The sequence below is a fragment of the Chryseobacterium lathyri genome, assembly GCF_030812195.1.
Taxonomy (GTDB): Bacteria; Bacteroidota; Bacteroidia; order Flavobacteriales; family Weeksellaceae; genus Chryseobacterium; species Chryseobacterium lathyri_A.
In genome coordinates this window covers 489,315-511,972 of sequence record NZ_JAUSSF010000002.1, presented here as the reverse complement: position 1 = coordinate 511,972, position 22,658 = coordinate 489,315, and the positions used below count along the sequence as shown (strand labels likewise).

Annotated in this window: 20 protein-coding genes; 11 read left to right on the top strand and 9 right to left on the bottom strand. The window is 38.9% G+C overall.

Annotation, left to right across the window (positions count from 1 at the left end; all coding sequences use genetic code 11):
* Nucleotides 1-57: 57 nt before the first annotated feature.
* Genes J2T03_RS12450 through J2T03_RS12440 form a run of 3 tightly spaced genes read right to left on the bottom strand, consistent with a single transcriptional unit; the run spans nucleotide 58 to nucleotide 4,303 of the window.
* Nucleotides 58-2,436 carry a penicillin-binding protein 1A gene (locus J2T03_RS12450; RefSeq protein ID WP_306840751.1) on the bottom strand — a complete coding sequence of 793 codons (2,379 nt, stop codon included), beginning with the start codon at nucleotides 2,434-2,436 and terminating at the stop codon, nucleotides 58-60.
* A gap of 6 nt (nucleotides 2,437-2,442) precedes the next feature.
* Nucleotides 2,443-2,910: a gliding motility lipoprotein GldH gene (locus J2T03_RS12445; RefSeq protein ID WP_306840749.1), complete on the bottom strand. Its 468-nt coding sequence runs from the start codon at nucleotides 2,908-2,910 to the stop codon at nucleotides 2,443-2,445.
* The gene (locus tag J2T03_RS12440; protein ID WP_307211502.1) at nucleotides 2,903-4,303 is read right to left on the bottom strand and encodes a PSP1 domain-containing protein; all 1,401 of its coding nucleotides are present in this window, start codon (nucleotides 4,301-4,303) and stop codon (nucleotides 2,903-2,905) included. The genes J2T03_RS12445 and J2T03_RS12440 overlap by 8 nt, the downstream gene beginning before the upstream one ends.
* 278 nt (nucleotides 4,304-4,581) lie before the next feature.
* Between J2T03_RS12440 and J2T03_RS12435 the strand changes: the two genes are divergently transcribed.
* The 5 genes from J2T03_RS12435 (at nucleotide 4,582) to J2T03_RS12415 (ending at nucleotide 10,555) form a co-directional block, all read left to right on the top strand.
* Nucleotides 4,582-5,820, top strand: coding sequence for an OmpP1/FadL family transporter (locus J2T03_RS12435; protein WP_306840746.1), 1,239 nt, complete (start codon nucleotides 4,582-4,584; stop codon nucleotides 5,818-5,820).
* Nucleotides 5,821-5,830: 10 nt separating this feature from the next.
* Entirely contained in the window at nucleotides 5,831-7,393 is a 1,563-nt protein-coding gene (locus J2T03_RS12430; RefSeq protein ID WP_307211500.1) for a G-D-S-L family lipolytic protein, read from the top strand.
* Between the two features lie 85 nt (nucleotides 7,394-7,478).
* Nucleotides 7,479-8,417, top strand: coding sequence for a ribose-phosphate pyrophosphokinase (locus J2T03_RS12425; protein ID WP_116010304.1), 939 nt, complete (start codon nucleotides 7,479-7,481; stop codon nucleotides 8,415-8,417).
* 55 nt (nucleotides 8,418-8,472) lie between these two features.
* Complete coding sequence (locus J2T03_RS12420; RefSeq protein ID WP_306840740.1) at nucleotides 8,473-9,114, top strand: 50S ribosomal protein L25/general stress protein Ctc; 642 nt, start codon at nucleotides 8,473-8,475, stop codon at nucleotides 9,112-9,114.
* A 220-nt stretch (nucleotides 9,115-9,334) separates the two neighbouring features.
* The gene (locus tag J2T03_RS12415) at nucleotides 9,335-10,555 is read left to right on the top strand and encodes a cysteine desulfurase (protein WP_306840738.1); all 1,221 of its coding nucleotides are present in this window, start codon (nucleotides 9,335-9,337) and stop codon (nucleotides 10,553-10,555) included.
* 56 nt (nucleotides 10,556-10,611) lie between these two features.
* Here the strand turns inward: J2T03_RS12415 and hemE are convergent, their stop codons facing one another.
* The 6 genes from hemE to hemA all read right to left on the bottom strand — a co-directional run bounded on the left by hemE (nucleotide 10,612) and on the right by hemA (nucleotide 15,842).
* Nucleotides 10,612-11,643, bottom strand: coding sequence for a uroporphyrinogen decarboxylase (hemE, locus tag J2T03_RS12410; RefSeq protein WP_306840736.1), 1,032 nt, complete (start codon nucleotides 11,641-11,643; stop codon nucleotides 10,612-10,614).
* A 66-nt stretch (nucleotides 11,644-11,709) separates the two neighbouring features.
* Nucleotides 11,710-12,381: a uroporphyrinogen-III synthase gene (locus J2T03_RS12405; protein ID WP_307211498.1), complete on the bottom strand. Its 672-nt coding sequence runs from the start codon at nucleotides 12,379-12,381 to the stop codon at nucleotides 11,710-11,712.
* On the bottom strand, nucleotides 12,381-13,037 hold the full coding sequence (locus J2T03_RS12400; RefSeq protein WP_307211497.1) for a peptidoglycan recognition protein family protein: 657 nt from the start codon (nucleotides 13,035-13,037) through the stop codon (nucleotides 12,381-12,383). Before J2T03_RS12400 ends, J2T03_RS12405 begins: the two co-directional genes overlap by 1 nt.
* Nucleotides 13,038-13,045: 8 nt before the next feature.
* Entirely contained in the window at nucleotides 13,046-13,627 is a 582-nt protein-coding gene (locus J2T03_RS12395; protein ID WP_307211495.1) for a DUF1287 domain-containing protein, read from the bottom strand.
* Nucleotides 13,628-13,672: 45 nt separating this feature from the next.
* A complete protein-coding gene (hemC, locus tag J2T03_RS12390) occupies nucleotides 13,673-14,581 on the bottom strand; it encodes a hydroxymethylbilane synthase (protein WP_306840727.1) in 909 nt (302 codons plus the stop codon).
* The gene (gene hemA, locus J2T03_RS12385; protein WP_306840725.1) at nucleotides 14,568-15,842 is read right to left on the bottom strand and encodes a glutamyl-tRNA reductase; all 1,275 of its coding nucleotides are present in this window, start codon (nucleotides 15,840-15,842) and stop codon (nucleotides 14,568-14,570) included. The genes hemC and hemA overlap by 14 nt, the downstream gene beginning before the upstream one ends.
* Before the next feature lie 399 nt (nucleotides 15,843-16,241).
* On the opposite strand from hemA, the gene J2T03_RS12380 reads away from it, so the two are divergent.
* Genes J2T03_RS12380 through J2T03_RS12355 form a run of 6 tightly spaced genes read left to right on the top strand, consistent with a single transcriptional unit; the run spans nucleotide 16,242 to nucleotide 22,510 of the window.
* Complete coding sequence (locus J2T03_RS12380; RefSeq protein WP_306840723.1) at nucleotides 16,242-17,267, top strand: rod shape-determining protein; 1,026 nt, start codon at nucleotides 16,242-16,244, stop codon at nucleotides 17,265-17,267.
* 28 nt (nucleotides 17,268-17,295) lie between these two features.
* The gene (mreC, locus tag J2T03_RS12375; RefSeq protein ID WP_306840721.1) at nucleotides 17,296-18,150 is read left to right on the top strand and encodes a rod shape-determining protein MreC; all 855 of its coding nucleotides are present in this window, start codon (nucleotides 17,296-17,298) and stop codon (nucleotides 18,148-18,150) included.
* A complete protein-coding gene (locus tag J2T03_RS12370) occupies nucleotides 18,143-18,649 on the top strand; it encodes a rod shape-determining protein MreD (RefSeq protein ID WP_306840719.1) in 507 nt (168 codons plus the stop codon). Before mreC ends, J2T03_RS12370 begins: the two co-directional genes overlap by 8 nt.
* On the top strand, nucleotides 18,646-20,652 hold the full coding sequence (locus tag J2T03_RS12365; protein ID WP_307211493.1) for a penicillin-binding transpeptidase domain-containing protein: 2,007 nt from the start codon (nucleotides 18,646-18,648) through the stop codon (nucleotides 20,650-20,652). The genes J2T03_RS12370 and J2T03_RS12365 overlap by 4 nt, the downstream gene beginning before the upstream one ends.
* Complete coding sequence (rodA, locus tag J2T03_RS12360; RefSeq protein ID WP_306840714.1) at nucleotides 20,649-21,878, top strand: rod shape-determining protein RodA; 1,230 nt, start codon at nucleotides 20,649-20,651, stop codon at nucleotides 21,876-21,878. Before J2T03_RS12365 ends, rodA begins: the two co-directional genes overlap by 4 nt.
* 56 nt (nucleotides 21,879-21,934) lie before the next feature.
* Nucleotides 21,935-22,510 carry a pentapeptide repeat-containing protein gene (locus J2T03_RS12355; RefSeq protein ID WP_307211491.1) on the top strand — a complete coding sequence of 192 codons (576 nt, stop codon included), beginning with the start codon at nucleotides 21,935-21,937 and terminating at the stop codon, nucleotides 22,508-22,510.
* The last annotated feature ends 148 nt before the right edge of the window (nucleotides 22,511-22,658 follow it).

The window sequence follows — 22,658 nt, the reverse complement described above, 5'->3', positions numbered from 1 at the left end:
ATAAAAGAAAAGACCTTCCAGATTATTGAAAGGTCTTGTATATTTCTAAAAGAGAATTTATTTATTGAAATCTACCTCATCGGTGGAGTGAAGATTATCATTGATATTTTCTTCTTTCTTTTCTGTATTGTTTTTAGGCGCAGGGTCTACCGGTCTTGGATTTTTGATCTCATCAATGGTCTGAAGCCCTCCGTCATCTCCATATCCTTCACCGAGGCCTTTTAAATTAGAGCATCCGTCTTTCCAGTCTGATGGTCTGGTGAACTTATCATCAGGAGTAATTCCCAGGGATTTGTCTGCCCACACTTTCTTCATGAAAATTGCCCAGATAGGTAATGCCATTTTTGCACCCTGACCTTCTCCTGTTCCGAAGAAGTGGGTTGCTCTGTCTTCCCATCCTACCCATGCTCCTGTTGCCAGTTTCGGAGTGATTCCCATAAACCAACCGTCAGAGTTGTTCTGTGTAGTACCTGTTTTAGCAGCAATTTCCACACCTTTTGATATTCCTCTTCTTCCCAATTCTCCTGAAGCGGTACCGTATTGTGCAACACCTTTCATCAGTTCTATCATGGTATAGGCATACATTGGGTTCATTACCTCTTTCGGCTCTACATTTACTTCTTTGATCACTCTTCCGTTGGCATCTTCAATTCTCCAAATCATTTCCGGCTTATTGTAGTTTCCATAATTGGCGAAAGTACTGTAGGCGCCAAGCATTTCATAAATTGTAATATCCGATGAACCTAAAGCAATGGTATTGTTTCTGGGAATGTCTTCTGTAACCCCAAGATCTCTTGCGGTCTGGATAACGGCATCTACACCGGTCATTTCAATAAGTCTTGCAGCAATCGGGTTTTGAGAGTGTGCCAGACCGTCTTTTAACGTCAGCATTCCTCCTCTTCCCGGAACATTCCATCCGTTATGGCTGTAAGAGGCGTTAGAAACTGCTGAACAAGGTGTCATACCAAGCTTCATGATTGCTGTAGCATATACGAAAGGCTTAAAGGTAGATCCTACCTGTCTTTTCCCCTGTTTGATGTGGTCATACTGGAAATGCTGCCAGTCTATACCACCTACCCATGCTTTGATCTCTCCACTTCCCGGAACCATAGACATTAAGCCTGCCTGCGCAACCTGTTTGTGGTATCTGATAGAGTCCCAAGGGGACATTTCAACTTCTTCTTCACCAGCCCATGTAAAGCGGGAAGTTTTGATTGGCTTATGGAATTCCAGTAAGATAGAATCTTCAGAAACTCCGGCAGCTTTCAGTTGCTTGTAACGGCCGGTTCTTTTCATTGCCTGGGTCATTACACTGGTTACCTGCTTGTCTGTCAAATAGTAAAAGGGTCTGTTTTTTCTGCCTCTTTGCTCGGCATCAAATCTTTTTTGAAGGTCTGTTAAGTGTTCCTTAATTGCTTGTTCTGCATATTTTTGCATTTTTGAATCAAGGGTTACATATATTTTTAAGCCGTCCTTGTAAAGATTAAGTTTCTTGCCGGTTTCTTTTTCATAGCCTTCAAGATATTTATCGATTTCCTTTCTTAAATAAAATTTATAATACGCAGAGTAATCATCATTAATATTTTTGATTGGATGATAATCTACCTCAACAGGTGTACTAACTGCCTTATCATAGGTTGTCTGATCTATATAACCTGTTTCAAACATTTGCTGTAAAACAACGTCTCTTCTGCGTTTTGCACGCTCAGGGTTTCTCATAGGGTTATTGGCGATAGGCGCCTCTAACATGGCTACGAAAACTGCTGCTTCCGGAAGGGTAAGCTGGGAGGTTGTTTTGTTAAAATAAATTTTGGAGGCCATCTCAATACCGTTCGCATTATATGTAAAATCGAACTTATTGAAATATAATGTGATAATCTCTTCCTTAGTATATCGCTTTTCAAGACTTACGGCAACAGACCATTCCTTTAATTTCTGTATAACCCTTTTGATAGGGTTTTTAGATGGTTCTTTGGTAAATAGTAGTTTAGCCAGCTGCTGCGTGATTGTAGAACCTCCACCTCTGTCTCCACCATATCTCACAGCTCTCAAAATGGATTTTAAATCAATTCCCGAATGCTCTTTAAAACGCTCATCTTCTTTTGCCTGTAAAGCATAGATAAGATAGGGAGGTAGCTGTTTATAGGTAATAGGCTGCGTTTTTTCTTTTTCAAATTTCCCGAGTAAAACACCGTCCGATGAAATGATTTCAGAAGCGACATAGATATCAGGGTTTTCAAGTTCCTTTACATCCGGCATTTCTCCAAGAAATCCCTGGGAAACAGCAAAGAAAAGTCCTGAAATACCTAAAACTACTGCAATGAGTCCAATCCAAACGAATCTAACCCATCTTTTCCAAGAGGTATCTTTCTTTTTTTTGGGAGGAAGTGGGAAGGTTTTTCCCTTGTTTCCTGCATTTTGTCTGTTGTCTTCCATTTATGGTTACGGTTTAGCCGTTTCTACTTTTACTCCAACGTCTTCAATTCCCGGAAGGTTGTCATTTCTCATGGCCTGGATCAGGCTGATTTCATATTTTCCCTTTCCCGGAAACTTATAGTTCATTTTATACTGAAATAATGCTTCCTTCGTATCACCAAAACCTGTACCAAGCCATTCTCCGTTTGGTTTTGCCAGTACATAATTCAGGGTATCTGTTTCCTTCTTTTTGTTCTGGATATTGGTGAAATTGACAATAAATCTTATGTTGCTGTAAGGATATGTATTGTTATTTCTTACAACAAATATAATATTTTTAGGATTCTGCGGATCTGAAACTTCAAGATTAAATTTTTGCTCACTTTTCTTATTCCATTTGTTATTAACGGAATTCATAATGACATACTCTCCTTCTGAGGAGGAGTTACAGCTAAAGAAAAGGATAAGAGGTAATAATCCTAAAATTTTACGCATTTTTATCTTTTTTTGGAGGATATTTCTTTTTAAAATTTTTCTTGTTTGGGTTCTGCTGTTTTTTTTCAGGGCCAGAAGCGGCATCCGTTTTTTCCGCTTGTGCTTTTGGCTGCGGCTTAGGTTGTTGTCTTGGCTGATTTCCAGCATTGGCATTAGAACTTTCTGATCTGTCAGGTCGCTCGGGCCTTTCAGCTCTTTCCGGCCTGTTTTTCTTTGGTCCTTGGCCTTGTCCCTGCTGTCCTCCCTGGTTTTGCCCGCTGTTATTCGGTCTGTTTTGGTTTTTGCTTCTGTTGTTGCCTCTGCTCTTTTTTTCGAATCTGTCCATGTTGTTTTCCTGGATCAGGTCGATGGTATGAACAGGAGTGTCAGGCTGTTTAAGATCTTCTAAAGGAAGGATTTTTTCGCCTCTCTTATTTTTAGCGATTAGCTTCTTAACAAGGTCAATATCAAAGTCATACCATGCCATAGAACTGTCTACGTAAGCAAACCACATTTTCTTTTTGAAAACGTCTATTTTAATACAGAATGCTCTTCCTTTTTCTGTGTCCAAAGTAGTTGAAGAAGAAGGAAAGTTGCTTAATGCATCAAGGTAGCTGTCTAATTCATAATTCAGGCAGCATTTCAGTTTACCACACTGTCCAGCAAGCTTTTGAGGATTAATACTTAGTTGTTGGTATCTTGCTACATTCGTATTAACAGATCTGAAATCCGTAAGCCATGTTGAACAGCAAAGTTCTCTTCCGCATGATCCAATACCTCCAACTTTTGCAGCTTCTTGTCTGAACCCGATCTGTTTCATATCGATCTTTGTTCTGAAAGCACCGGCGTATTCCTTGATCAGCTGTCTGAAATCCACCCGGTTATCAGCTGTGTAATAGAAGGTGATCTTAGAGGCGTCGCCTTGGTATTCCACATCCGTTACCTTCATTTCAAGACCTATTCTATGCGCAATTTTTCTCGCTTCAAGCTTTACGCTGTCTTCTTTTTTTCTAGCTTCCTGCCAGACCTCAAGGTCTTTTTGGTTAGCCTGTCTGTATATTTTAAGTATAGATTCTTCAGGAAATTTTTTCTTTTTCATCTGAATCTTTACTAATTCTCCGGTGAGGCTTACAACGCCTACATCGTGTCCGGGACTCGATTCTACTGTTACTACGCTACCTATATGTAAAGGAATATTGTTTACATTTTTATAAAATGATTTTCTGTCATTTTTAAATCTAACTTCCACAAGATCACACCTGTTCGATGCGGGATTGTTGATGTCAGAAAGCCAGTCGAAAACACTTAATTTATAACTATTACCACAGGTATTTACACTTTCACAGCCATTCGCGGTTTTTTTTGGTCCGCAAGAATGGGCAGAATCGCCGGATGTTTTGCATCCACAACTCATATAACTATTTTTTATAATCTTGCAAATTTATGTAAATTTATCTTTATGCAATTCTAAAATACTTAAATATTCAATATCGCAGTTGTTTAATATTAAACGTGAAAAATATAGCATGCTTCAAAAGGCGATAAGTTGCTAGAGTATATGTGTTTATGTTGATATATTTTTAAAGTGTTATTTTAAACATAATTTTCTTTTGGTGTATTGTTTAAAATATTAAGAAATATTAACAGGCGTATTCAAAATAATTTTATATTTGGGTTATATAATAACAGTCTATGAAAAAAATATTAGTATCAACTGCTTTATTGGCGGGTGTTTTATCTTATGCAGGAGGCTTCAGGGTATCTCTGCAGGGAGTGAAACAATTGGCAATGGCGCATACTAGTGCTCATGCCGAAGATGCAAGTGTGGCATTCTTTAACCCAGCGGGGATGTCATTTATTCCTTCCAAACTGAGCATAGTAGCAGGAGGGTTCGGTGCAAGTAATAAAGTTACTTTTCAAAACTTGAATACTTTGCAGAGTACAGAAACAGATAATCCTATTGGTACTCCGTTATATGCTGCGGTTGCTTATAGACCGATAGAGAATTTATCTGTTGGTTTCAGTTTTACAACACCTTTCGGAAGTACAATCGAATGGCCGGGAGACTGGGAAGGTAGAGAATTGGTGCAGAAGCTGGAGCTTAAGAGCTTCTATTTTCAACCTATGGTTTCTGTGAAGCTGGCGCCTTGGGTATCATTCGGAGCGAGCTATATTTATGCAAAAGGCAAAGTAGACTGGGATAAGGCTGTAACACAGTTTGGCGGTGAATTAAATATTAAAGACGAAAAAGCAAGTGGAAGTGGCTATGGATTCGGGTTCTATTTCAGACCTGATCCTAAATTAGACATCAGTATTGCTTACCGCTCACCTATAGATATGAAAGCTAAAAAAGGAACGGCAACATTCAAGTTCCCTTCAGCATCTATTTATCCATTATTAGGACTGGACCCGAGTACGGGACAGGATAAATTTACAGCAACACTTCCTTTAGTAGAAGAATATACAATTGGTTTAACATATAAAGTGACACCGAAATGGTTGATTTCAGCAGACTTTAACTATCACGGATGGGAAAGATACAGCAAGCTGACGCTGGATTTTGCTACTGCTCCGGTGGGGAATCAGCCAGATCCTACGGTTCTTGTGTCTCCTAAAAACTTTAGAAACTCGAAAACATTCAGATTGGGTACACAGTATGCATTCACGGATATGATTTTTGGCCGTTTAGGTGCTTACTATGATGAATCGCCATACACCGACGAAAACTTCATCCCGGAAACACCATCATTTAATACGTATGTAATTACCGGAGGTGTTGGCTTTAAACTAAAGCAGTTTGGAGTTGATATAGCAGGAGGATATGCCCTTCCCCAGGCCAGAGATGTAAGAAATGCTTCTCTCGGATTTAATGGACAGGCAAAAGCTAAAGCATTTTACTTTGGTTTAGGTTTATCGTACAACCCTTTTTAATTGAAAAACTATGAAAAAAATTATAATATCAACACTTGCCGTTTCCGCACTCCTTTTTACAACAAGCTGTGAGAATGACTTTGATACTGATGTAAAAGATATCCAGGTGACAAGCGGGGAGGCGAACTTTTCCAATTACGTTTCTTTGGGAAACTCGTTGACGTCAGGTTACAGAGATGGAGCTCTTTATAGCAGCGGACAGAATGAATCATACCCAAGCATTATTGCTATGCAAATGAAGCTTGCGGGCGGCGGAGCATTTAAACAGCCTTTAATGCCCAATGATGTAGGTGGATTTATTGGACTTCCGGGCTTTCCTGGAAAATTAACCCTTCAGGTGACTGCAAGCGGAAGTTTGGGGCCGGTGGCAAGTAGCCCTGCAGCAGCATTAGACAATGTGACTGCCGGTGGGCCTTACCACAATATGGGGGTTCCTGGGGCGAAATCTTTCCATCTGGTTGCACCTGGTTACGGGAGCGCTGCGAACCTTGCTCTAGGAGCTGCCAATCCATATTTTGTGAGATTTGCCACTTCTGCAACAACTTCAGTTTTACAGGATGCAATGGCCCAGAAACCTACATTCTTCTCTCTTTGGATTGGAAATAATGATGTCTTGTCTTATGCGACCAATGGAGGAACGAATTCTCAAACTGTGGGAGGAGTTACTACTTATACCCCGGCAACAGTTCAGAGTGGCAACGTAAATCCGCTAACTTATAAATCAAATGATATTTCTGATCCTAATCTTGTAGCAGGATCTATTAAAGGGGTATTGGATGGCCTTAAAAGTGTAGGGACAACAAAAGGAGTTATTGCAAATATTCCTTATGTTACATCCATTCCTTTTTTTACGACAGTTCCATATAATCCTTTAACACCAACAACTTTAGGAGCAAATTTGGCTACTCTTAACACAAATTTATATGGACCGTTGAAGCAGGCACTTACAGCTTTCGGAGCAGGAGATAGAATTAATTTACTTTCTTCCACTTCCTCTAATCCTGTTTTGATAAAAGATGTTGCTCTTACAGATCTGTCCGCACAGCTTACTGCTGCTTTGACTCCTGCTTTAGGATTGCCTACAGCAACTGCATTTGGACAAATATTTGGACAGGCAAGACAGGCGACATCAGAAGATTATATCCTTCTTACAACAAGTTCTCTAATTGGAACAGCTGCACCTGGCGCACCAGCACCAGCAAATGTTTACGGAATTTCTTATCCACTGCAAAATCAGCATGTATTAACAAAAACAGAAGCTTCTTATGTTAAAACGGCAGTTGATGCCTATAATAATTCTATAAAATCACTTGCTGATTCTTATGGATTGGCTTTTGTAGATGGGAATGCTAAAATGGTTGAGCTTAATGGAAAGTCAGGGATTATTTATGATGGGGTAAGATATACTGCCAAATTCGTGACCGGCGGAGCTTTCTCCCTTGATGGTGTTCACCTTACAGGAAGAGGTTATGCAGTTATTGCCAACGAGTTTATCAAATCTATTAACACAAAGTATAAATCTACGCTACCGCAGGTAGATCCTAATAAATATTCAGGAGTAAAATTCCCGTAATAATACAGGAAAATAAAAACTTAGAAACCACAAGAGCAATTCTTGTGGTTTTTTTTTAAATTTGCAAAATCTTTAAAAAGTAAAAATGGCAGATCAGTTAAGTTATCTATTTTGTACAAGAACCAGTAAGGACTTGGCAGAAAACATTGCCCAATATTATGGGAAAGAGTTAGGGAAAATCAACTTTCAGGAGTTCAGCGACGGGGAATTCGAGCCCGTTTTGGATGAGTCAGTAAGAGGAGGACGAGTTTTCCTAATCGGATCTACCTTCCCGCCTGCAGACAATCTTTTAGAACTACTATTGATGATTGATGCAGCGAAAAGAGCTTCCGCTAAAAGCATTACTGTTGTAATTCCTTATTTCGGACTTGCAAGACAGGACAGAAAAGACAAGCCAAGAGCTCCGATAGGTGCAAAACTGGTTGCTAATTTATTAACAGCTGCGGGAGCAACAAGAATAATGACCATGGATCTTCATGCAGACCAGATTCAGGGATTCTTTGAAATTCCGGTAGATCACCTGTATGCTTCAAGTATTTTCGTAGATTATATCAGAGCTTTAAATCTGGATAACCTTACTATTGCTTCACCGGATATGGGAGGTGCGAAAAGGGCTAAAAACTATGCAGGTCACCTGAGTGCCGAAGTAGTGATTGCTTATAAAGAAAGAAAAAAAGCAAATGTTGTAGAAGAAATGTTCCTTATCGGTGATGTGGAAGGTAAAAATGTGATCCTTATTGATGATATGATCGATACTGCAGGTACACTTTGTAAAGCAGCGGATATCTTAATGGAAAAAGGAGCAAAGTCAGTAAGAGCGATGGCTACTCACGGAGTACTTTCCGGAAAGGCTTACGAAAATATTGAAAACTCTAAATTGTTGGAAGTTATTGTAACTGACTCAATTCCTGTTAAAAATAATTTGTCAACTAAAATAAAAGTGCTATCTTGCGCCCCATTATTTGCAGACGTTATGAAGATGGTTCATGAGCACCAATCAATTAGCAGTAAGTTTATTATTTAATTGATTTTTAGCGGATTGCAAAATTAAACAGAACAATTTTTTAAAATTTTTATAAATGAAATCTATTACAATTCAAGGTACAAAAAGAGAAAGCGTGGGCAAAAAGTCTACAAAAGCTTTACGTGATGCTGAATTAGTTCCTTGTGTTGTTTATGGAGGTGAAGCGCCTTTAAACTTCTCTGCTGAAGAGAAAGCTTTCAAAGGTTTAGTATACACTCCTGAAGCACACACGGTATCTATTGAACTAGACGGAAAAACAATTCCAGCTGTTCTTCAGGATATTCAGTTCCACCCAATTACGGACAAAATTTTACACGTAGACTTCTATCAGTTATCTGCTGATAAGCCAGTGGTTATGGAAGTTCCTGTAAGAATTACCGGACGTTCTAAAGGTGTTGTGGCTGGTGGTGTTTTGCGTCAGTCTTTCAGAAAATTAAAAGTGAAAGCTATCCCTGCAAACTTACCTGACGAGGTAGTTGTAGATGTTACTCCTTTAAAAATCGGTAACAAGATTTATGTTGGAGGTATCAAAACTGAAGGATATTCTTTCGTACATCCTGACAATGCAGTTGTAGTAGCTGTTAAGATGTCTAGAAATGCAATGAAAGGAGGTGCAGTAGTAGAAGATGATGAAGAGGAAGAGGTTGTAGCTGAAGAAGGTGCAGCTCCGGCAGCAGAAGAAACTGCAGCAGAATAATATTTGCTTATTCAATAAACAATAAAAAAACCTGTCAATCTTTGACAGGTTTTTTTTATTTTGTGATAAGGAGCAGGTAATTACCTGTCGGCTATTCTGTCCATCGAATCTTTCTATTGCCTGACAAGTATCAGTTCTCAATCCAATACATCCTTTCAGAAAAAAAGCCGTAAATTTGAAGTGTTCTAAATAAGAGCAATCTAATTTAAAATTTTTATAAATGTTTGACATTCAGGAAATAAGAAGTCAGTTTACTATATTAAACCGCGAAGTGAATGGTAAGCCTTTGGTTTACTTAGATAATGCAGCAACATCCCAGAAACCGGACTCTGTTTTAAAGGTCTGGAATGACTATTATACAGAGCTTAATGCAAATGTTCACAGAGGAATTCATACGTTAAGCCAGTTAGCTACTGAAGAAATGGAACTTTCGAGAAGGAAGATCCAAAAATTCATCAATGCTAAACATGATTTTGAAGTCATTTTTACAAAAGGAACAACAGAAGGTCTGAACCTCATCGCCTATATTCTGACACAGAAGCTTAAAAAAGATGATGAGATTATCATTTCTTACCTGGAACACCATTCCAATATTGTTCCATGGCAGCTGCTTTGTGAAAGAACCGGGGCAAAGCTCAGAGTGATCCCGATTGATGAAAACGGAATTCTTCAATTAAATTATTTAGATGAGTTTTTAAGTGAAAAAACAAAGGTTGTTTCTGTAAATCAGGTTTCCAATGCTTTGGGAATTGTAAATCCGATAGAAGAAATCATCGCTAAAACAAGAAAAAATTCAGAGGCTTATATTGTGATCGACGGGGCGCAGTCTGCTCCTCACTTTGAAATCGATGTACAGAAGATGGATTGTGATTTCTTCGTATTTTCAGGGCATAAGATGTATGCACCAATGGGAACCGGTATCCTTTACGGAAAACAGGAAATCCTGGAAGAGCTTCCGCCATTTCACGGAGGAGGGGAGATGATCGCAACATGCTCTTTCGATGGAACTACATATGCCGGGCTTCCTTTTAAGTATGAAGCAGGAACTCCAAATGTAGGAGGAAATATTGCGTTGGGCGCTGCTGTTGATTTTATTGAAAAAACAGGCAGGCAAAATATTCAGAATCATGAAAATGCTTTATTGGAATATGCCCAGAGAAAACTCCTGGAACTGGAAAATATAAAGATTTATGGAGAAAAAGCCAATAGAACAGGGGTGGTTTCCTTTAATCTGGAAGGCGTGGGAATATCTTCCGATGTAGGAATGATCCTGGATAAAATGGGGATTGCAGTAAGAACAGGACATCACTGTACACAGCCTATTATGAGCTTCTTCAATATAGCCGGAACCGTAAGGGCCAGTTTTGCTGTTTACAATACTTTTGAAGAAATTGATAAACTTGTGGAGGGCGTTAAGAAAGCTCAGAAAATGCTCAGTTAAAACTATAAAAGCCCTTTCAAACAACTGAAAGGGCTTTTTATTTTTATGAATAAATCTTAAATATTAGGTTTCCAGTCCACAACAGCTCTGATGAAAGCCTCTGCATTTTCTACAGGAATATTCGGTAAAATCCCGTGTCCGAGATTCGCAATATATCTGTCTTTTCCAAATCGGTTGATCATCTCAGTTACCATTTTCCTGATCGTTTCAGGTGTAGAATGTAATCTCGCAGGATCAAAATTTCCCTGAAGCGTCATCGTATGATTCGTTAGTGTTCTTGCAAATTCCGGAGTAATCGTCCAGTCAACGCCCAAAGCTGATGCTTTTGACATCGTCATATCCTCAAGGGCAAACCAGCATCCTTTTCCAAATACCACGACATGGGTAAGAGGGCTTAATGCTTCAACGATCTGATTGATATACTGCCATGAGAATTCCTGATAATCTGTAGGAGAAAGCATACCTCCCCATGAATCAAAAACCTGAACAGCAGAAACTCCTTTTTCAACTTTTCTTTTCAAATAGGCAATAGTAGTATCCGTGATCTTCTGAAGCAGTAAATGAGCCGCTTCCGGCTGCTGGAAACAGAATGATTTTGCAATGTCAAACGCCTTGCTTCCTTTTCCTTCCACACAGTAGCACAGGATTGTCCAGGGAGAGCCTGCAAAACCGATCAGCGGAATTTCATTATCCAACTTCTGAAGAGTCAGCTCAATCGCATCAAAAACATAACCCAATGTATCATTTACATCAGGGACTTCAATATTCTGAACCTGTTCCGCTGTTCTGATAGGATTATCCAGCCAGGGGCCAACTGATTCCTTCATTTTGAAATCAATTCCCATAGCCTGAGGAACCACCAGAATGTCAGAAAACAGGATCGCAGCATCCAACGGAAATCTTTTGATCGGCTGTATCGTGATCTCAGCAGCCAGCTCAGGAGTCTGACATCTTGTGAAGAAGTCATATTTATCCCGGAGAGCAATGAATTCCGGCAGATATCTTCCGGCCTGTCTCATCATCCATACCGGCGGTCTTTCTACAGTTTCTCCGCGGAGTGCTTTTAAATATAAGTCGTTTTTAATCATAATTTATTTAAACTAATACGGCCGTTGCCGGCACTCATTATTTTTACCAGCCAGGCGTGTGGCTGTTTAAAGTTCCTTTTTTATCAATTCAAAAATGGAAGCCAGATTGTTTTCTTCTGATGTGAAGATCTCTTCTGTAGTGTGCTTTCTAAGCTCACCTGAGGTAGTTTCCCCAATGGAAAAAATCTTCATTCCTTCTAAAGAGTTGAGTTTTGCAAAACTACGAACTCCGCTTGGACTAAAAAAAACTGCAGCATGATATTTTTCAGGTACGGAAGGGTAGATCTCTTCCGTTTTGTAAATCGTGACCTTTCTGTAGCTGATATTCTGCAAAGGAAGATCCTTATCCAGTACATCAATGGCAAGATTGCCGCAGAAGTGAAGGAATTGTTCGTGCTGGCAGTTTCCAATGATAAATCTTGAAAGGGTTTCGGCGTTTTTAAGAACTTTAAACGTTCCGAAGCCGTATTTCCTCAGTTCCCGCTTCGTTTTTTCTCCGACGCAGTATATTTTATTGTAGTTTTTTGCTGTAAAATCCTCGTTGGGCTTAAATTGATTGTTGAAAAATGAGCTTACCCCGTTCACACTTGTGAAGATCAGTGAGTAATTTTTTAAATCAAATGCAGCTGTTTTTATAGGTTCTGTCCTGATTACCTCAATACATTCAGCCAGGATATCCGATCCTAATTCGTTGGATAGTAATGTGGCATCTATGGTTTTGGTAAACAGAATTTTCATTAAGGCTTGTCTTTTAAATGTAAATCAGTTACTAGCAATCTTACTTTTTTCATAAAATCTTTCCCCGGATCATCTTTTATAGTGAAATAATTCGGATCCGTTTCTTTCCAAAGTTTAGAACCTCTGAACACACCATATTCTGAATGGCCTATAAGATATTCTATATTGTACTTTTTTGTTAAATATCTAATCAGCTGAGCATTGGCTGAAGCCTGCTTTTCCGTAAGAGGCTGGTTCCTGCTTCCTATGTTTTCAATACCGATTGCACAGTAATTAAGGCCAATGGTATGTCTTGCAAACATATTGGGCTCCATAAGCTGGTAGATGGTACCATCCCGGTCTACAATAAACTGTGAAGAGACATTTAAAGTGCTTTGTTTCTTTAAAACATTTCTGGCTGCTTCCAGATGAGTCTTATTGAAATATTTATAATTCGTTTCAACAGTTCCGCCTGCGGTATAATGCAGAACAATTATTTTAGGCGAAATCGTTGGTGAGTTTTGTACAATATTATGATGATCTTTAAGATACTCTAAACTTAAACGGACTCTCTCCTGAGAATAATCGATAGGCTTACTGACGATTTTAAGCTCGTTGGTTTGAGCTTTCGTACAACATGATAACAATACCAATAAAGCATAAATAAGATTTTTCATGAAGCAGTTTATTTTGGGTATTGATAATGTCCTGTGATGGTATATTTAAAGAGACAGTCTTCCAAAACCTGCCCCCCTCCTATGTTATGCACAATCAGGAATCTTTTTCCGTCGGCCGATTTTTTATTGACAACAATTCCGATGTGCGTCAGGTTTCTCGGTAAAATCCACGTTACAATATCTCCCGGAACATAAAGCGCAGGGTTGGTTTCAGTAGATTTTACTTTTCCAAATTTAGAAAAAAAGACGGCAAGATTGGGAACCCTTCTGTGATCAATATTCGTGTCAGGCTTTTTTAGCCCCCAGATTTTCGGATACTTTGAAAAGTTCTTTGCCATGTCCTCGTGTACTTCTTTTTGCAGATCAATACCAAGTTTTCTATAGGCTCTTATAATAACATCGGTGCATACTCCTTTGTCTGCAGGGACATCGCCGTTGGGATATTTGAGCACAAAATAGGTGGGATCGTATTTAACGGAGCTGTCTATTAGCGTCAAAGCAGAGTTGGACAATTGAAGCCCAAATTTATTCTGGGCATTTGAAACAAATACACAAAATAGGAATACGAATAAAAAAAAGGATTTTTTCATTGTTCTGCAGCTATGAAAATAAAGGTAAGGTTTACTTGAAAATTCTTAATACGAATTTTTAATTTCGGTCATCAGTTCTTTTCCGCCGTTTTCAAGAACGATCTTGGCGAACTTTTTCCCAAAATTTTCAGTGTCATTATATTCAAAGTTCTCATCAGTAGCAATACAGTTCTTGCCATCAAGAGAGCAAAGAGCAGCTTTGAAACGGATCTGGTTTTCGATCATTTCTGCAAAAGCTCCGATTGGGGCCGTGCAACCGCCTTCCAGGGTGCTCAGGAAATTTCTTTCGATCTCTACACAGATCTGGGTTTTCTTGTGGTTGATCTGGCTCAGGATTTCATTGATCTCTGTTTTATCAGAATGTCCGGCAACAGCAATGACTCCCTGTGAAGCAGCTGGGATCATTAAAGGTAGCATTTCATAATCAATATCCATTTTCATTCTCTTGATTCCTGCCAGGGACAGAATGGTAGCATCAAAATCTCCTTCTTCCAGTTTCTGAAGACGGGTCTGAATATTCCCGCGGATATCAGAAAACTCAGCATGAGGATAATTTTTTAACCAGAATGCTCTTCTTCTTAAGCTGCTTGTGGCTAGCTTCAGTTCATGGAATTCCTTATTTCGCGCAGATTCCTTTCTTATTAAGACATCCTGAGGGAAATCTCTTTCCAGGTAAGCAACGATCTCAATATTTTGAGGCAGTTGCGTAGGGACATCCTTTAAAGAGTGTACGGCAATATCAATTTCGTCATTCAATAGGGCAACATCAAGGTCTCTTGTGAAAACCCCGGTGATTCCTAAAGAATAAAGCGGTTGATTTAAGTTCTTGTCGCCGGAAGATATAATAGGAACAATTTCCGTTAAATAATTACGGTTCTGAAGGTTCCTGGCAACCTCTCTTGCCTGCCAAAGTGCAAGTGCGGAATTTCTTGTTCCGATTCTAATGCTTTTCATTGAATTCGTTGTTTGGTTGTTCAACTAATATTTCGTGCATTAATTTACTAATTTCTTCGGCTTTTAGAGGATTATCGATGATAAATTTTGCAAAACGGTTGGTGATTTTCTGGATCATTTTATCAGAAAGCTCCATGTCCGTGATGTTTATGTATTTATTCTTTTTATAAAAATTATGCATTTCATTGCGTTCCATATTCTTCAGAACGGCTTTGAAATGGTGAATATTGGGTGCCAGCTTTCTCTTTTTTTCCCATTCCAGAAACTCTTTCATCAGTTCTTTGATGATTTTTTCAGCTTTTGGAATCTCTTTTTCCCGCTGTTGAATCGTTTCCTGAATCTGTTTTGAAAGTTCATCTACATCAATCAGGGTTACATTTGCATTCTCAGTAACGTTTTTTTCAACGTTGTGAGGAATAGAGAGGTCGATCACCAGAGTTTCTTTTCCGTTCGGGAAATGAGATTTGTTGATGATAGGATGTTTGGCTCCTGTGGCAACAATAAGAATGTCAGTGTTTTTTAATTCCCTGTCAAAATCAGAATAATCAACATGAGGTATACTGTATTTCTGGGAAATTTTTTCAGCTTTCTCCTGGGTTCTGTTCGCAATTTTAATTTTTGGCTGGTAGACATGTTTAACCAGGTTTTCAACTGTATTCTGACCGATTTCACCCACACCCAAAAGAAGGATATTCTTTTCTGTAATTTTCTTCTGGCTGTTTAAAATATAATGAACAGCAGCATAAGACACAGAGGCGGCTCCGTTTGAAATTCCTGTCTCATTTTTAATTCTTTTCGAAATCTGGATCGCTGCATTGATTGCTCTTTCCAGGTATGGATTGGAATTCTGTCTTTCTTTTTTAAAACGGCTGTATGCTTTTTTGATTTGTCCGATGATCTCAAAATCTCCGATAATTTGACTTTCCAGCCCGGCTGCCACCCTGAAAAGATGGATAAGGGCCTCTTCTTTGGTGAGAATATTGGCAAACTGAAGAAAATCTGTAAGGTTTACCCCGATTGTTTTGCAGTATTCCTCTGCTACCAGGAGATAATTCGGGGAAGTGGTATAGATCTCGGTTCTGTTACATGTAGAAACTACAAATGCATCCCCCAAATCCATATTGTGGACCCTGGCGACAAAATTCTTGATGTTATCATCAAAAAATGCAAACTTTCCTCTCGTTTCCACATCAGCCTTTTCATAGCTAATGGAAAGTACAGCAAAATTTGATGTCTGATGAATATTGGAATACTGTAACATAAGCAGTCGCAAATTTACGGATTTTTTAATTAACCACCCTCTGATAATGTATATGATAATTATCGTGAAAAACTATGGTGACAGGGAAGGAGGGCAAAGGGCGAACAGGAAAAAAATTAGGTTCTGAAATGTCTCTGTAACGTAGAAAATATTTTATAATCAGCAATTTATCACTTTTTTGGAGTCGTCTTTTTGTTACTTTGAATGAAATGGCCCATCTCTCGACTTCGGTCTTTCAGCCTGTCAATTTTAGTTTAAATCAGGCTCCGTAAATGATTAAATCAAAAGTTAGTAAACAATTGTGAATTTTAATAAAATTTTAACCAAATTATATTCATGTTAAATTTCTTTAGTAGTGTTAAATTCATATCTTTGTAAACTTAAAATCAGAAGAAAAACATGAGTATATTCGATATGTTTACGCAGGAAATTGCGATAGACCTTGGTACTGCCAATACCCTTATCATCCATAATAATAAAATTGTTATAGATCAACCGTCAATTGTTGCAATTGAACGTTCTACGGGTAGACCGATTGCCGTAGGTGAGCAGGCTAAGCATATGCAGGGTAAAACTCATGAGGATATCAAGACGATCCGTCCATTGAAAGATGGTGTTATTGCAGATTTCCATGCTTCTGAACACATGATTAAGGAATTTATTAAAAAGATTCCCGGAATTAAAGGCAGATTTATTCAGCCGGCACTAAGAATCGTTATCTGTATCCCTTCCGGTATTACTGAAGTTGAAAAGAGAGCGGTAAGAGATTCTGCCCAAAAAGTGAATGCAAAAGAAGTAAGACTGATCTACGAACCAATGGCTGCGGCAATAGGAGTTGGAATTGATGTACAGAAGCCAGAAGGAAATATGATCATTGATATAGGAGGCGGTACTACAGAAATTGCAGTTGTAGCTTTAGGAGGTATCGTGTGTGATAAATCTGTAAAAATTGCAGGTGACGTATTTACAAATGATATTGCTTACTATCTTAGAACCCATCATAACCTTTACATCGGAGAAAGAACAGCTGAAAGAATCAAAATTGAAGTAGGTTCTGCAGTGGAAGATCTTGATGTGGATATTGAAGATATCCCGGTACAGGGTAGAGACCTTATTACAGGGAAGCCAAAAGAGATCATGGTAGGATATAAGGAAATTGCACGTGCATTGGATAAATCTATCATCAGAATTGAAGATGCTGTAATGGAAACGCTTTCTCTTACTCCGCCGGAATTGGCTGCTGATATCTATAAAACAGGTATCTATCTAGCCGGAGGAGGTGCTTTATTGAGAGGTCTTGCGGACAGATTGCACAAGAAGACCGGTCTTCCTGTATTTGTTGCAGAAGATCCGTTGAGGGCTGTAGTTCGCGGAACCGGTATTGCCCTTAAGAATATGGATAAATTCAATTTCTTAATTAAATAATTTTAACCTTTTACGACTATATATCTGAATGGGATTTTTGCTGAGACTATTTTCGAAGAACGCCCTTTTTGTCTTCTTTATATTCCTGCAGATTGTTGCTCTGGTTCTGATATTCTCTAAAAATGCCATGCAGAAATCATGGGTAGCTGGCCAGTCGGCTGCGCTGAATTCATGGATTTCAGGGTATATTGATGAAGGAGTTTCATATCTAAAGCTGAAACAGATCAATGAAGGTCTTGTCGCCCAGAACAAAGCTCTGATGACTCAGCTTTATGGTAAAGAAGGCGCAAAAAATCCTGTATTCAGAAAAGTGCACGATACATTAGGGGGCGGCCAGATCTATACTTTTGTAGATGGCGAGATCGTCTTTAACAGTATCAACAGAAGAAATAATTATTTTACAATTAACCGGGGCCGAAGAGATGGTGTCTTTCCTCAAATGGGCGTTATGGCTCCTAGAGGGATTGCCGGAATTGTCATCAACTCTACAGACAGCTATGCTTTGGTTCAGTCTGTTCTGAGTGTTAACAGGATCAGAATCAACGCTTCGTTGAAAAATTCAGGATATTTCGGAACTTTAACGTGGAATGGCGATAATTCCAGGGTGATGCATCTTGCAGACATTCCTAAATATGTTGCTTTAAAAGTTGGCGATACCGTTGTTACAGACGGAAAATCAGCTATTTTTCCTAAAGGAGTAATGATTGGTACCATTGCAGGATATTCTGTAGACAATAAAACAGGTTTCTGGGATATCTCAGTAGAACTAAGTGAAAAAATGGGTGCTTTAAGCAAAGTATTTGTTGTGAAGAACCTTAAAAAAGCTGAGGTACAGAAAATTCAGGATACATTACAGGCCGTAATAAAAAAAGAAAATGATTAGCAGGACTCTATTTACCGATATATTGATCATGATCTTCCTGGTTGCGTTACAGATTTTTGTACTGAACAGGATCACGATTTTTGGAAAGTACACACCGGTTCTTTATCCAGTGTTCGTCATGTTTTATCCTTTTTTCAGAAATAAATATCAGTTTTTAGCTTTAAGCTTTTTAATAGGACTTTCTGTAGACGCGTTTCTCTACTCGTGGGGAATCAATGCTTTTGCGACAACGCTGATCGCTTATTTCAGAACATTGATCTTCAGAACTTCCACAGATACTTCCACAGATTTCTTCTCTTTTCAATCCCTTCAATGGGGCCAGTTTTTGCTGTTTCTGTTTTCAAGTATCTTTCTGCATCAGCTTTTAGTGCAGTATATAGAATTTTTTAAATTTAGCCGTTTTTTTGAAATATTACTTAATGTAGTGATCACAAGTATAATTTCCTTTATATTTATAGTGGTTTATGCATTAATATTTAAAATCAAACAAAAAGTTTGAACACACGTTATTTAAAAATCTTTTCTGCTCTTGTAGTTATCGCCCTTATTTTTGTGGCGAGGCTTGCTTATTTGCAGCTGTTTACAGACCGCTATGCCTTAAATGCAGCCAATACATCTATTAAAATTGAATACGTTATCCCGCAGAGAGGTGTTGTTTTTGACAGAAACGGAAAAATCCTTGTAGGAAACCAGCCTGCCTACGAAATTTCCTTTACACAAGCCTTAATGAAACCGGATTTTGACACCCTTGGGTTCTGTAACCTGATGCAGATCAGTAAAGCGGATTTTATTAAAAGAATCAATATTATTAAAAAAGAGAAATATTATTCAAAGCTGACTCCTATGACCTTTCTGAAGGACCTCAGCAGGGAAGATATTGCCAGAGTACAGGAAATTATTTTCAAATATCCGGCTTTCAGTATTGTTTCAAGACCTCAGCGTCAGTACGAAGTGGCCACTTCCGGAAACCTTTTAGGATATACCAGTGAAGTGAACGAAAGAGAAATTAAAAAAGATTCCACATATTATCTTCCCGGTGATTTTATCGGAAAAACAGGAGTTGAGAAATCTTATGAGAAAGATCTTCGAGGGATAAAAGGGATGAAATATATTCAGAAGGATATTAAACTCCGGAATATTGGATCATATAAAAACGGGGCGCTGGACAAAGATGTGGTTACCGGAAAAGATATTACCTTAACCATTGACTACGACCTGCAAAGAATAGCTGAAGAAATGCTGGTTGGAAAACATGGGGCAATTGTAGCAATTGACCCGAATAATGGCGAGATTCTAACCATGGCGACCGGCCCGGATATTGACCCGAATTTATTTACAGGACCTTATAAATCAAAAAATCTTTACGCATTATCAAAAGATACTTTATACGAAAACAAGCCAACATTTGACAGATCTGTTCAGGCGGCCTATCCTCCGGGTTCCACCTTTAAGCTGCTAACTGCCCTGGCGGGAATGCAAATGGGAGTAATGGACGAAAATACGGTTTTCCCTTGCGGAGGCGGCTTTTATTATAAAGGTTTGAGAATTAAAGGACACGGTGGAGCTGATCCACTTATTCCTTCTATCCAGGTTTCCAGTAACTGCTATTTCTCCCATGCGTTTATTGCTATCATGAATAAATATCCGGGCGATCCTTCCAAGGGGGTTGATGAATGGAAAAAAATCATGAGCAGCTTTGGGGTAGGAGAATACCTGAACAATGACATTGCCGTAGGTTCTCCGGGAAGAATCCCTTCCGGTAAATTTTACGAAAAAAGAAGCGGAAAGAAAAACTGGAGCCCTGACTATACCATGAACGGTTCCATTTTTAATGGAATGGGACAGGGGGATGTTTTGGTAACCCCTCTTCAATTGGCGAATTATGTTGCTGCCATTGCCAATAAAGGTTGGTTTTACACGCCACATATCGTTAAATCTATTGATGGTAAGCCGAATCCTGATCCAAGATTCAAAACAAAACATAAAACCCTTGTAGATCCCAAGCATTTCGAGCCTGTACTGAAAGGAATGGAGGCCGTAGTATTGAGAGGTACTGCAAGAAGCTTGAAGTCCAATGATTTTACCCAGCTTGCAAAAACGGGTACTGCACAGGTTCCTCAGGGTAAGGACAACTCTATTTTTGTATTGATTGCTCCTGCAGACAAACCTAGAATTGTAGTAGCGGCAGTAATGGAGCATGCCGGGTTTGGTGCAACGTGGGCAGGTCCTGCCTGTACCGTGATCGCTGAAAAATACATAACCGGAGATCTTAAGAGAGAACACCTTTACAAGAAAATGACCAGCGCCAGCTTTATGCCTGAGTATAAAAGACAGTGGGTTGCAGATCTGAAACGTAAAGGATTATACAAAGATCCTAAAGCAGATTCTGTTAAGCTGAAAAGGCAACAGGACAGCCTGAATTTTATCAAAGAGCAGAAAGCAAAACTGAAGAAGAAAATAGAAGAAGAAACAAAGAACAATCCTAAAAACGTAAAGCGATGAAGTGGGCAGAAGGAATAGATAAACTAGGTCTCGGGCTGTATTTCCTGCTTTGCATTTTTGCGATTGCAAACATATACAGTGTTGACCAGAAATTAGGGGAAAAACAGCTGATCTTCTTCTGTATATCCTTATTTGTAGGGCTTATTATATTCGTAGGAAGAAGCAAGTTCTTTGAGAATATGTCTGCCATTATTTACATTGGTGGTGTTTTACTTCTCATTGGGCTTTTCCCGTTTGGAAAAGAGATCCTTGGTCAGAAAAACTGGTATAAATTTGGAAGCTTTACCATGCAGCCGGTGGAATTTGCAAAAATAGGGACAGCTCTAATGCTTGCGAACTATGTCTCCGGACCGGATTTCAATTTGAAAGTTAAAAAATCGCTTTGGACGGTTTTGTCTATTATCGGGATTCCGGCAGTAGTCGTTCTGGCGATTCCGGACGTGGGCTCCATGCTTGTGTTCATTGCTTTCTTTATTGCCTTATACCGGGAAGGTCTGAGTGGTCTTCTATTTGGTGTAGGATTTGTTTTCGCCGGAGTCTTTTTGGTCTCTCTTGCCATACCTCCTGTTTATATAGCATTGACGGTAGTTGTAATTGCCGGGATTTTAATTGCGATGAATTATCACAGAATGTCCTGGGATGTGATTTCCATTTCAGGAATTGCGGGCTCAATCCTGTTGTTGTGCGGACTGGCATTCGGGTCACCCTATATTCTGGAAAAACTCCCAAAGCACCAGAGAGAAAGAATTGAGGTGCTTTACAAAGGAGAAAAAGCATTCCGAGATACTTCCGGATACAATTTATTATATTCAAAAACAGCTATAGGATCCGGTGGGCTTTTAGGAAAAGGATACCGCGAAGGATCAGTAACACAGGGAAAATTTGTTCCTGAGCAGGAAACTGATTATATTTTCTGCACAGTAGGCGAAGAATGGGGGTTTGTAGGAAGTGCGGTATTGGTTTTATGCTATATGATCTACATCGGGCGGATCTATTATCTTGCAGAACGTCAGAAATCTACCTTTAACCGGGTGTTCGGATATTGCTTTGCTTCCATCCTGATGATGCACTTTACGATCAATTTAGGGATGGTAATGGGGCTTTTCCCGACCGTAGGTATTCCGCTTCCTTACTTCAGCTATGGAGGAAGCTCATTGCTTGCCTTTTCTATGATGACTTTTATCTTCTTTAAACTGAATTATTCAGATAAGAACAGTCTGGTATAAGTTATAGAACGATATCTTAAATAACAGGACAAAACCTTAGCATAAAGACAGACCTGATGCAAGCATATATTCTGGATCAAAATTATCAAAGCATAAATTTTAATGAACAGCCTTTGGAAAAAGGTGAATACGAAAACTGTACCTTCAGGAACTGCAGCTTTGAATATGCAGATCTTTCCGGCTTCAGCTTTGCAGACTGTGAATTTACCGGATGTAATTTAAGCATGGCAAAACTGGTGAAAACTTCTTTTCGGGACACTGCTTTCAAAGAATGTAAAATGTTAGGGCTGCAGTTTAATGATTGCAACGATTTCGGACTTTCATTTACATTTGATGAATGCTTACTGAATAATGCTGTATTCTACAAAACCTCAATTAAAAAAACGGTATTTAAAAATTCCAGGTTAATTGAAACCGATTTTGCTGAATGTGACGTGTCCAATTCAGTATTTAAAAACTGTGACCTGTCCGGAGCCATTTTCGACAATACCAACCTTGAAAAAGCAGATTTCAGGACTTCCTTCAATTATTCCATAGATCCTACCTTAAATCGGCTGAAAAAGGCTAAATTTTCACTTTCGGAAGTTCACGGACTCTTATACAAACTGGATATTGAAATAGAAAGAGATTAAACGGAGAAAGAAAAATAAGAATAAACCTCATATTTAATTATAAAACCTATCATTCTCTTTCTGTCTTCCATCATTCCCCTTCTTCGAAGGGGTGGATTTTTGCAGAGCAAAAAGACGGGGTAGTTAAAACATGTTGGTTTCAAGAACC

Coding starts and splice junctions, on each gene's coding strand:
- J2T03_RS12395 (WP_307211495.1), bottom strand. CDS start 13,627: ATGAAAAAATCCTTTTTTTTATTCGTATTCCTATTTTGTGTATTTGTT.
- hemC (WP_306840727.1), bottom strand. CDS start 14,581: ATGAAAAGCATTAGAATCGGAACAAGAAATTCCGCACTTGCACTTTGG.
- mreC (WP_306840721.1), top strand. CDS start 17,296: ATGGGATTTTTGCTGAGACTATTTTCGAAGAACGCCCTTTTTGTCTTC.
- J2T03_RS12420 (WP_306840740.1), top strand. CDS start 8,473: ATGAAATCTATTACAATTCAAGGTACAAAAAGAGAAAGCGTGGGCAAA.
- J2T03_RS12445 (WP_306840749.1), bottom strand. CDS start 2,910: ATGCGTAAAATTTTAGGATTATTACCTCTTATCCTTTTCTTTAGCTGT.
- J2T03_RS12430 (WP_307211500.1), top strand. CDS start 5,831: ATGAAAAAAATTATAATATCAACACTTGCCGTTTCCGCACTCCTTTTT.
- J2T03_RS12440 (WP_307211502.1), bottom strand. CDS start 4,303: ATGAGTTGTGGATGCAAAACATCCGGCGATTCTGCCCATTCTTGCGGA.
- J2T03_RS12450 (WP_306840751.1), bottom strand. CDS start 2,436: ATGGAAGACAACAGACAAAATGCAGGAAACAAGGGAAAAACCTTCCCA.
- hemA (WP_306840725.1), bottom strand. CDS start 15,842: ATGTTACAGTATTCCAATATTCATCAGACATCAAATTTTGCTGTACTT.
- J2T03_RS12355 (WP_307211491.1), top strand. CDS start 21,935: ATGCAAGCATATATTCTGGATCAAAATTATCAAAGCATAAATTTTAAT.
- J2T03_RS12405 (WP_307211498.1), bottom strand. CDS start 12,381: ATGAAAATTCTGTTTACCAAAACCATAGATGCCACATTACTATCCAAC.
- J2T03_RS12400 (WP_307211497.1), bottom strand. CDS start 13,037: ATGAAAAATCTTATTTATGCTTTATTGGTATTGTTATCATGTTGTACG.
- hemE (WP_306840736.1), bottom strand. CDS start 11,643: ATGATTAAAAACGACTTATATTTAAAAGCACTCCGCGGAGAAACTGTA.
- J2T03_RS12425 (WP_116010304.1), top strand. CDS start 7,479: ATGGCAGATCAGTTAAGTTATCTATTTTGTACAAGAACCAGTAAGGAC.
- J2T03_RS12380 (WP_306840723.1), top strand. CDS start 16,242: ATGAGTATATTCGATATGTTTACGCAGGAAATTGCGATAGACCTTGGT.
- rodA (WP_306840714.1), top strand. CDS start 20,649: ATGAAGTGGGCAGAAGGAATAGATAAACTAGGTCTCGGGCTGTATTTC.
- J2T03_RS12415 (WP_306840738.1), top strand. CDS start 9,335: ATGTTTGACATTCAGGAAATAAGAAGTCAGTTTACTATATTAAACCGC.
- J2T03_RS12370 (WP_306840719.1), top strand. CDS start 18,143: ATGATTAGCAGGACTCTATTTACCGATATATTGATCATGATCTTCCTG.
- J2T03_RS12435 (WP_306840746.1), top strand. CDS start 4,582: ATGAAAAAAATATTAGTATCAACTGCTTTATTGGCGGGTGTTTTATCT.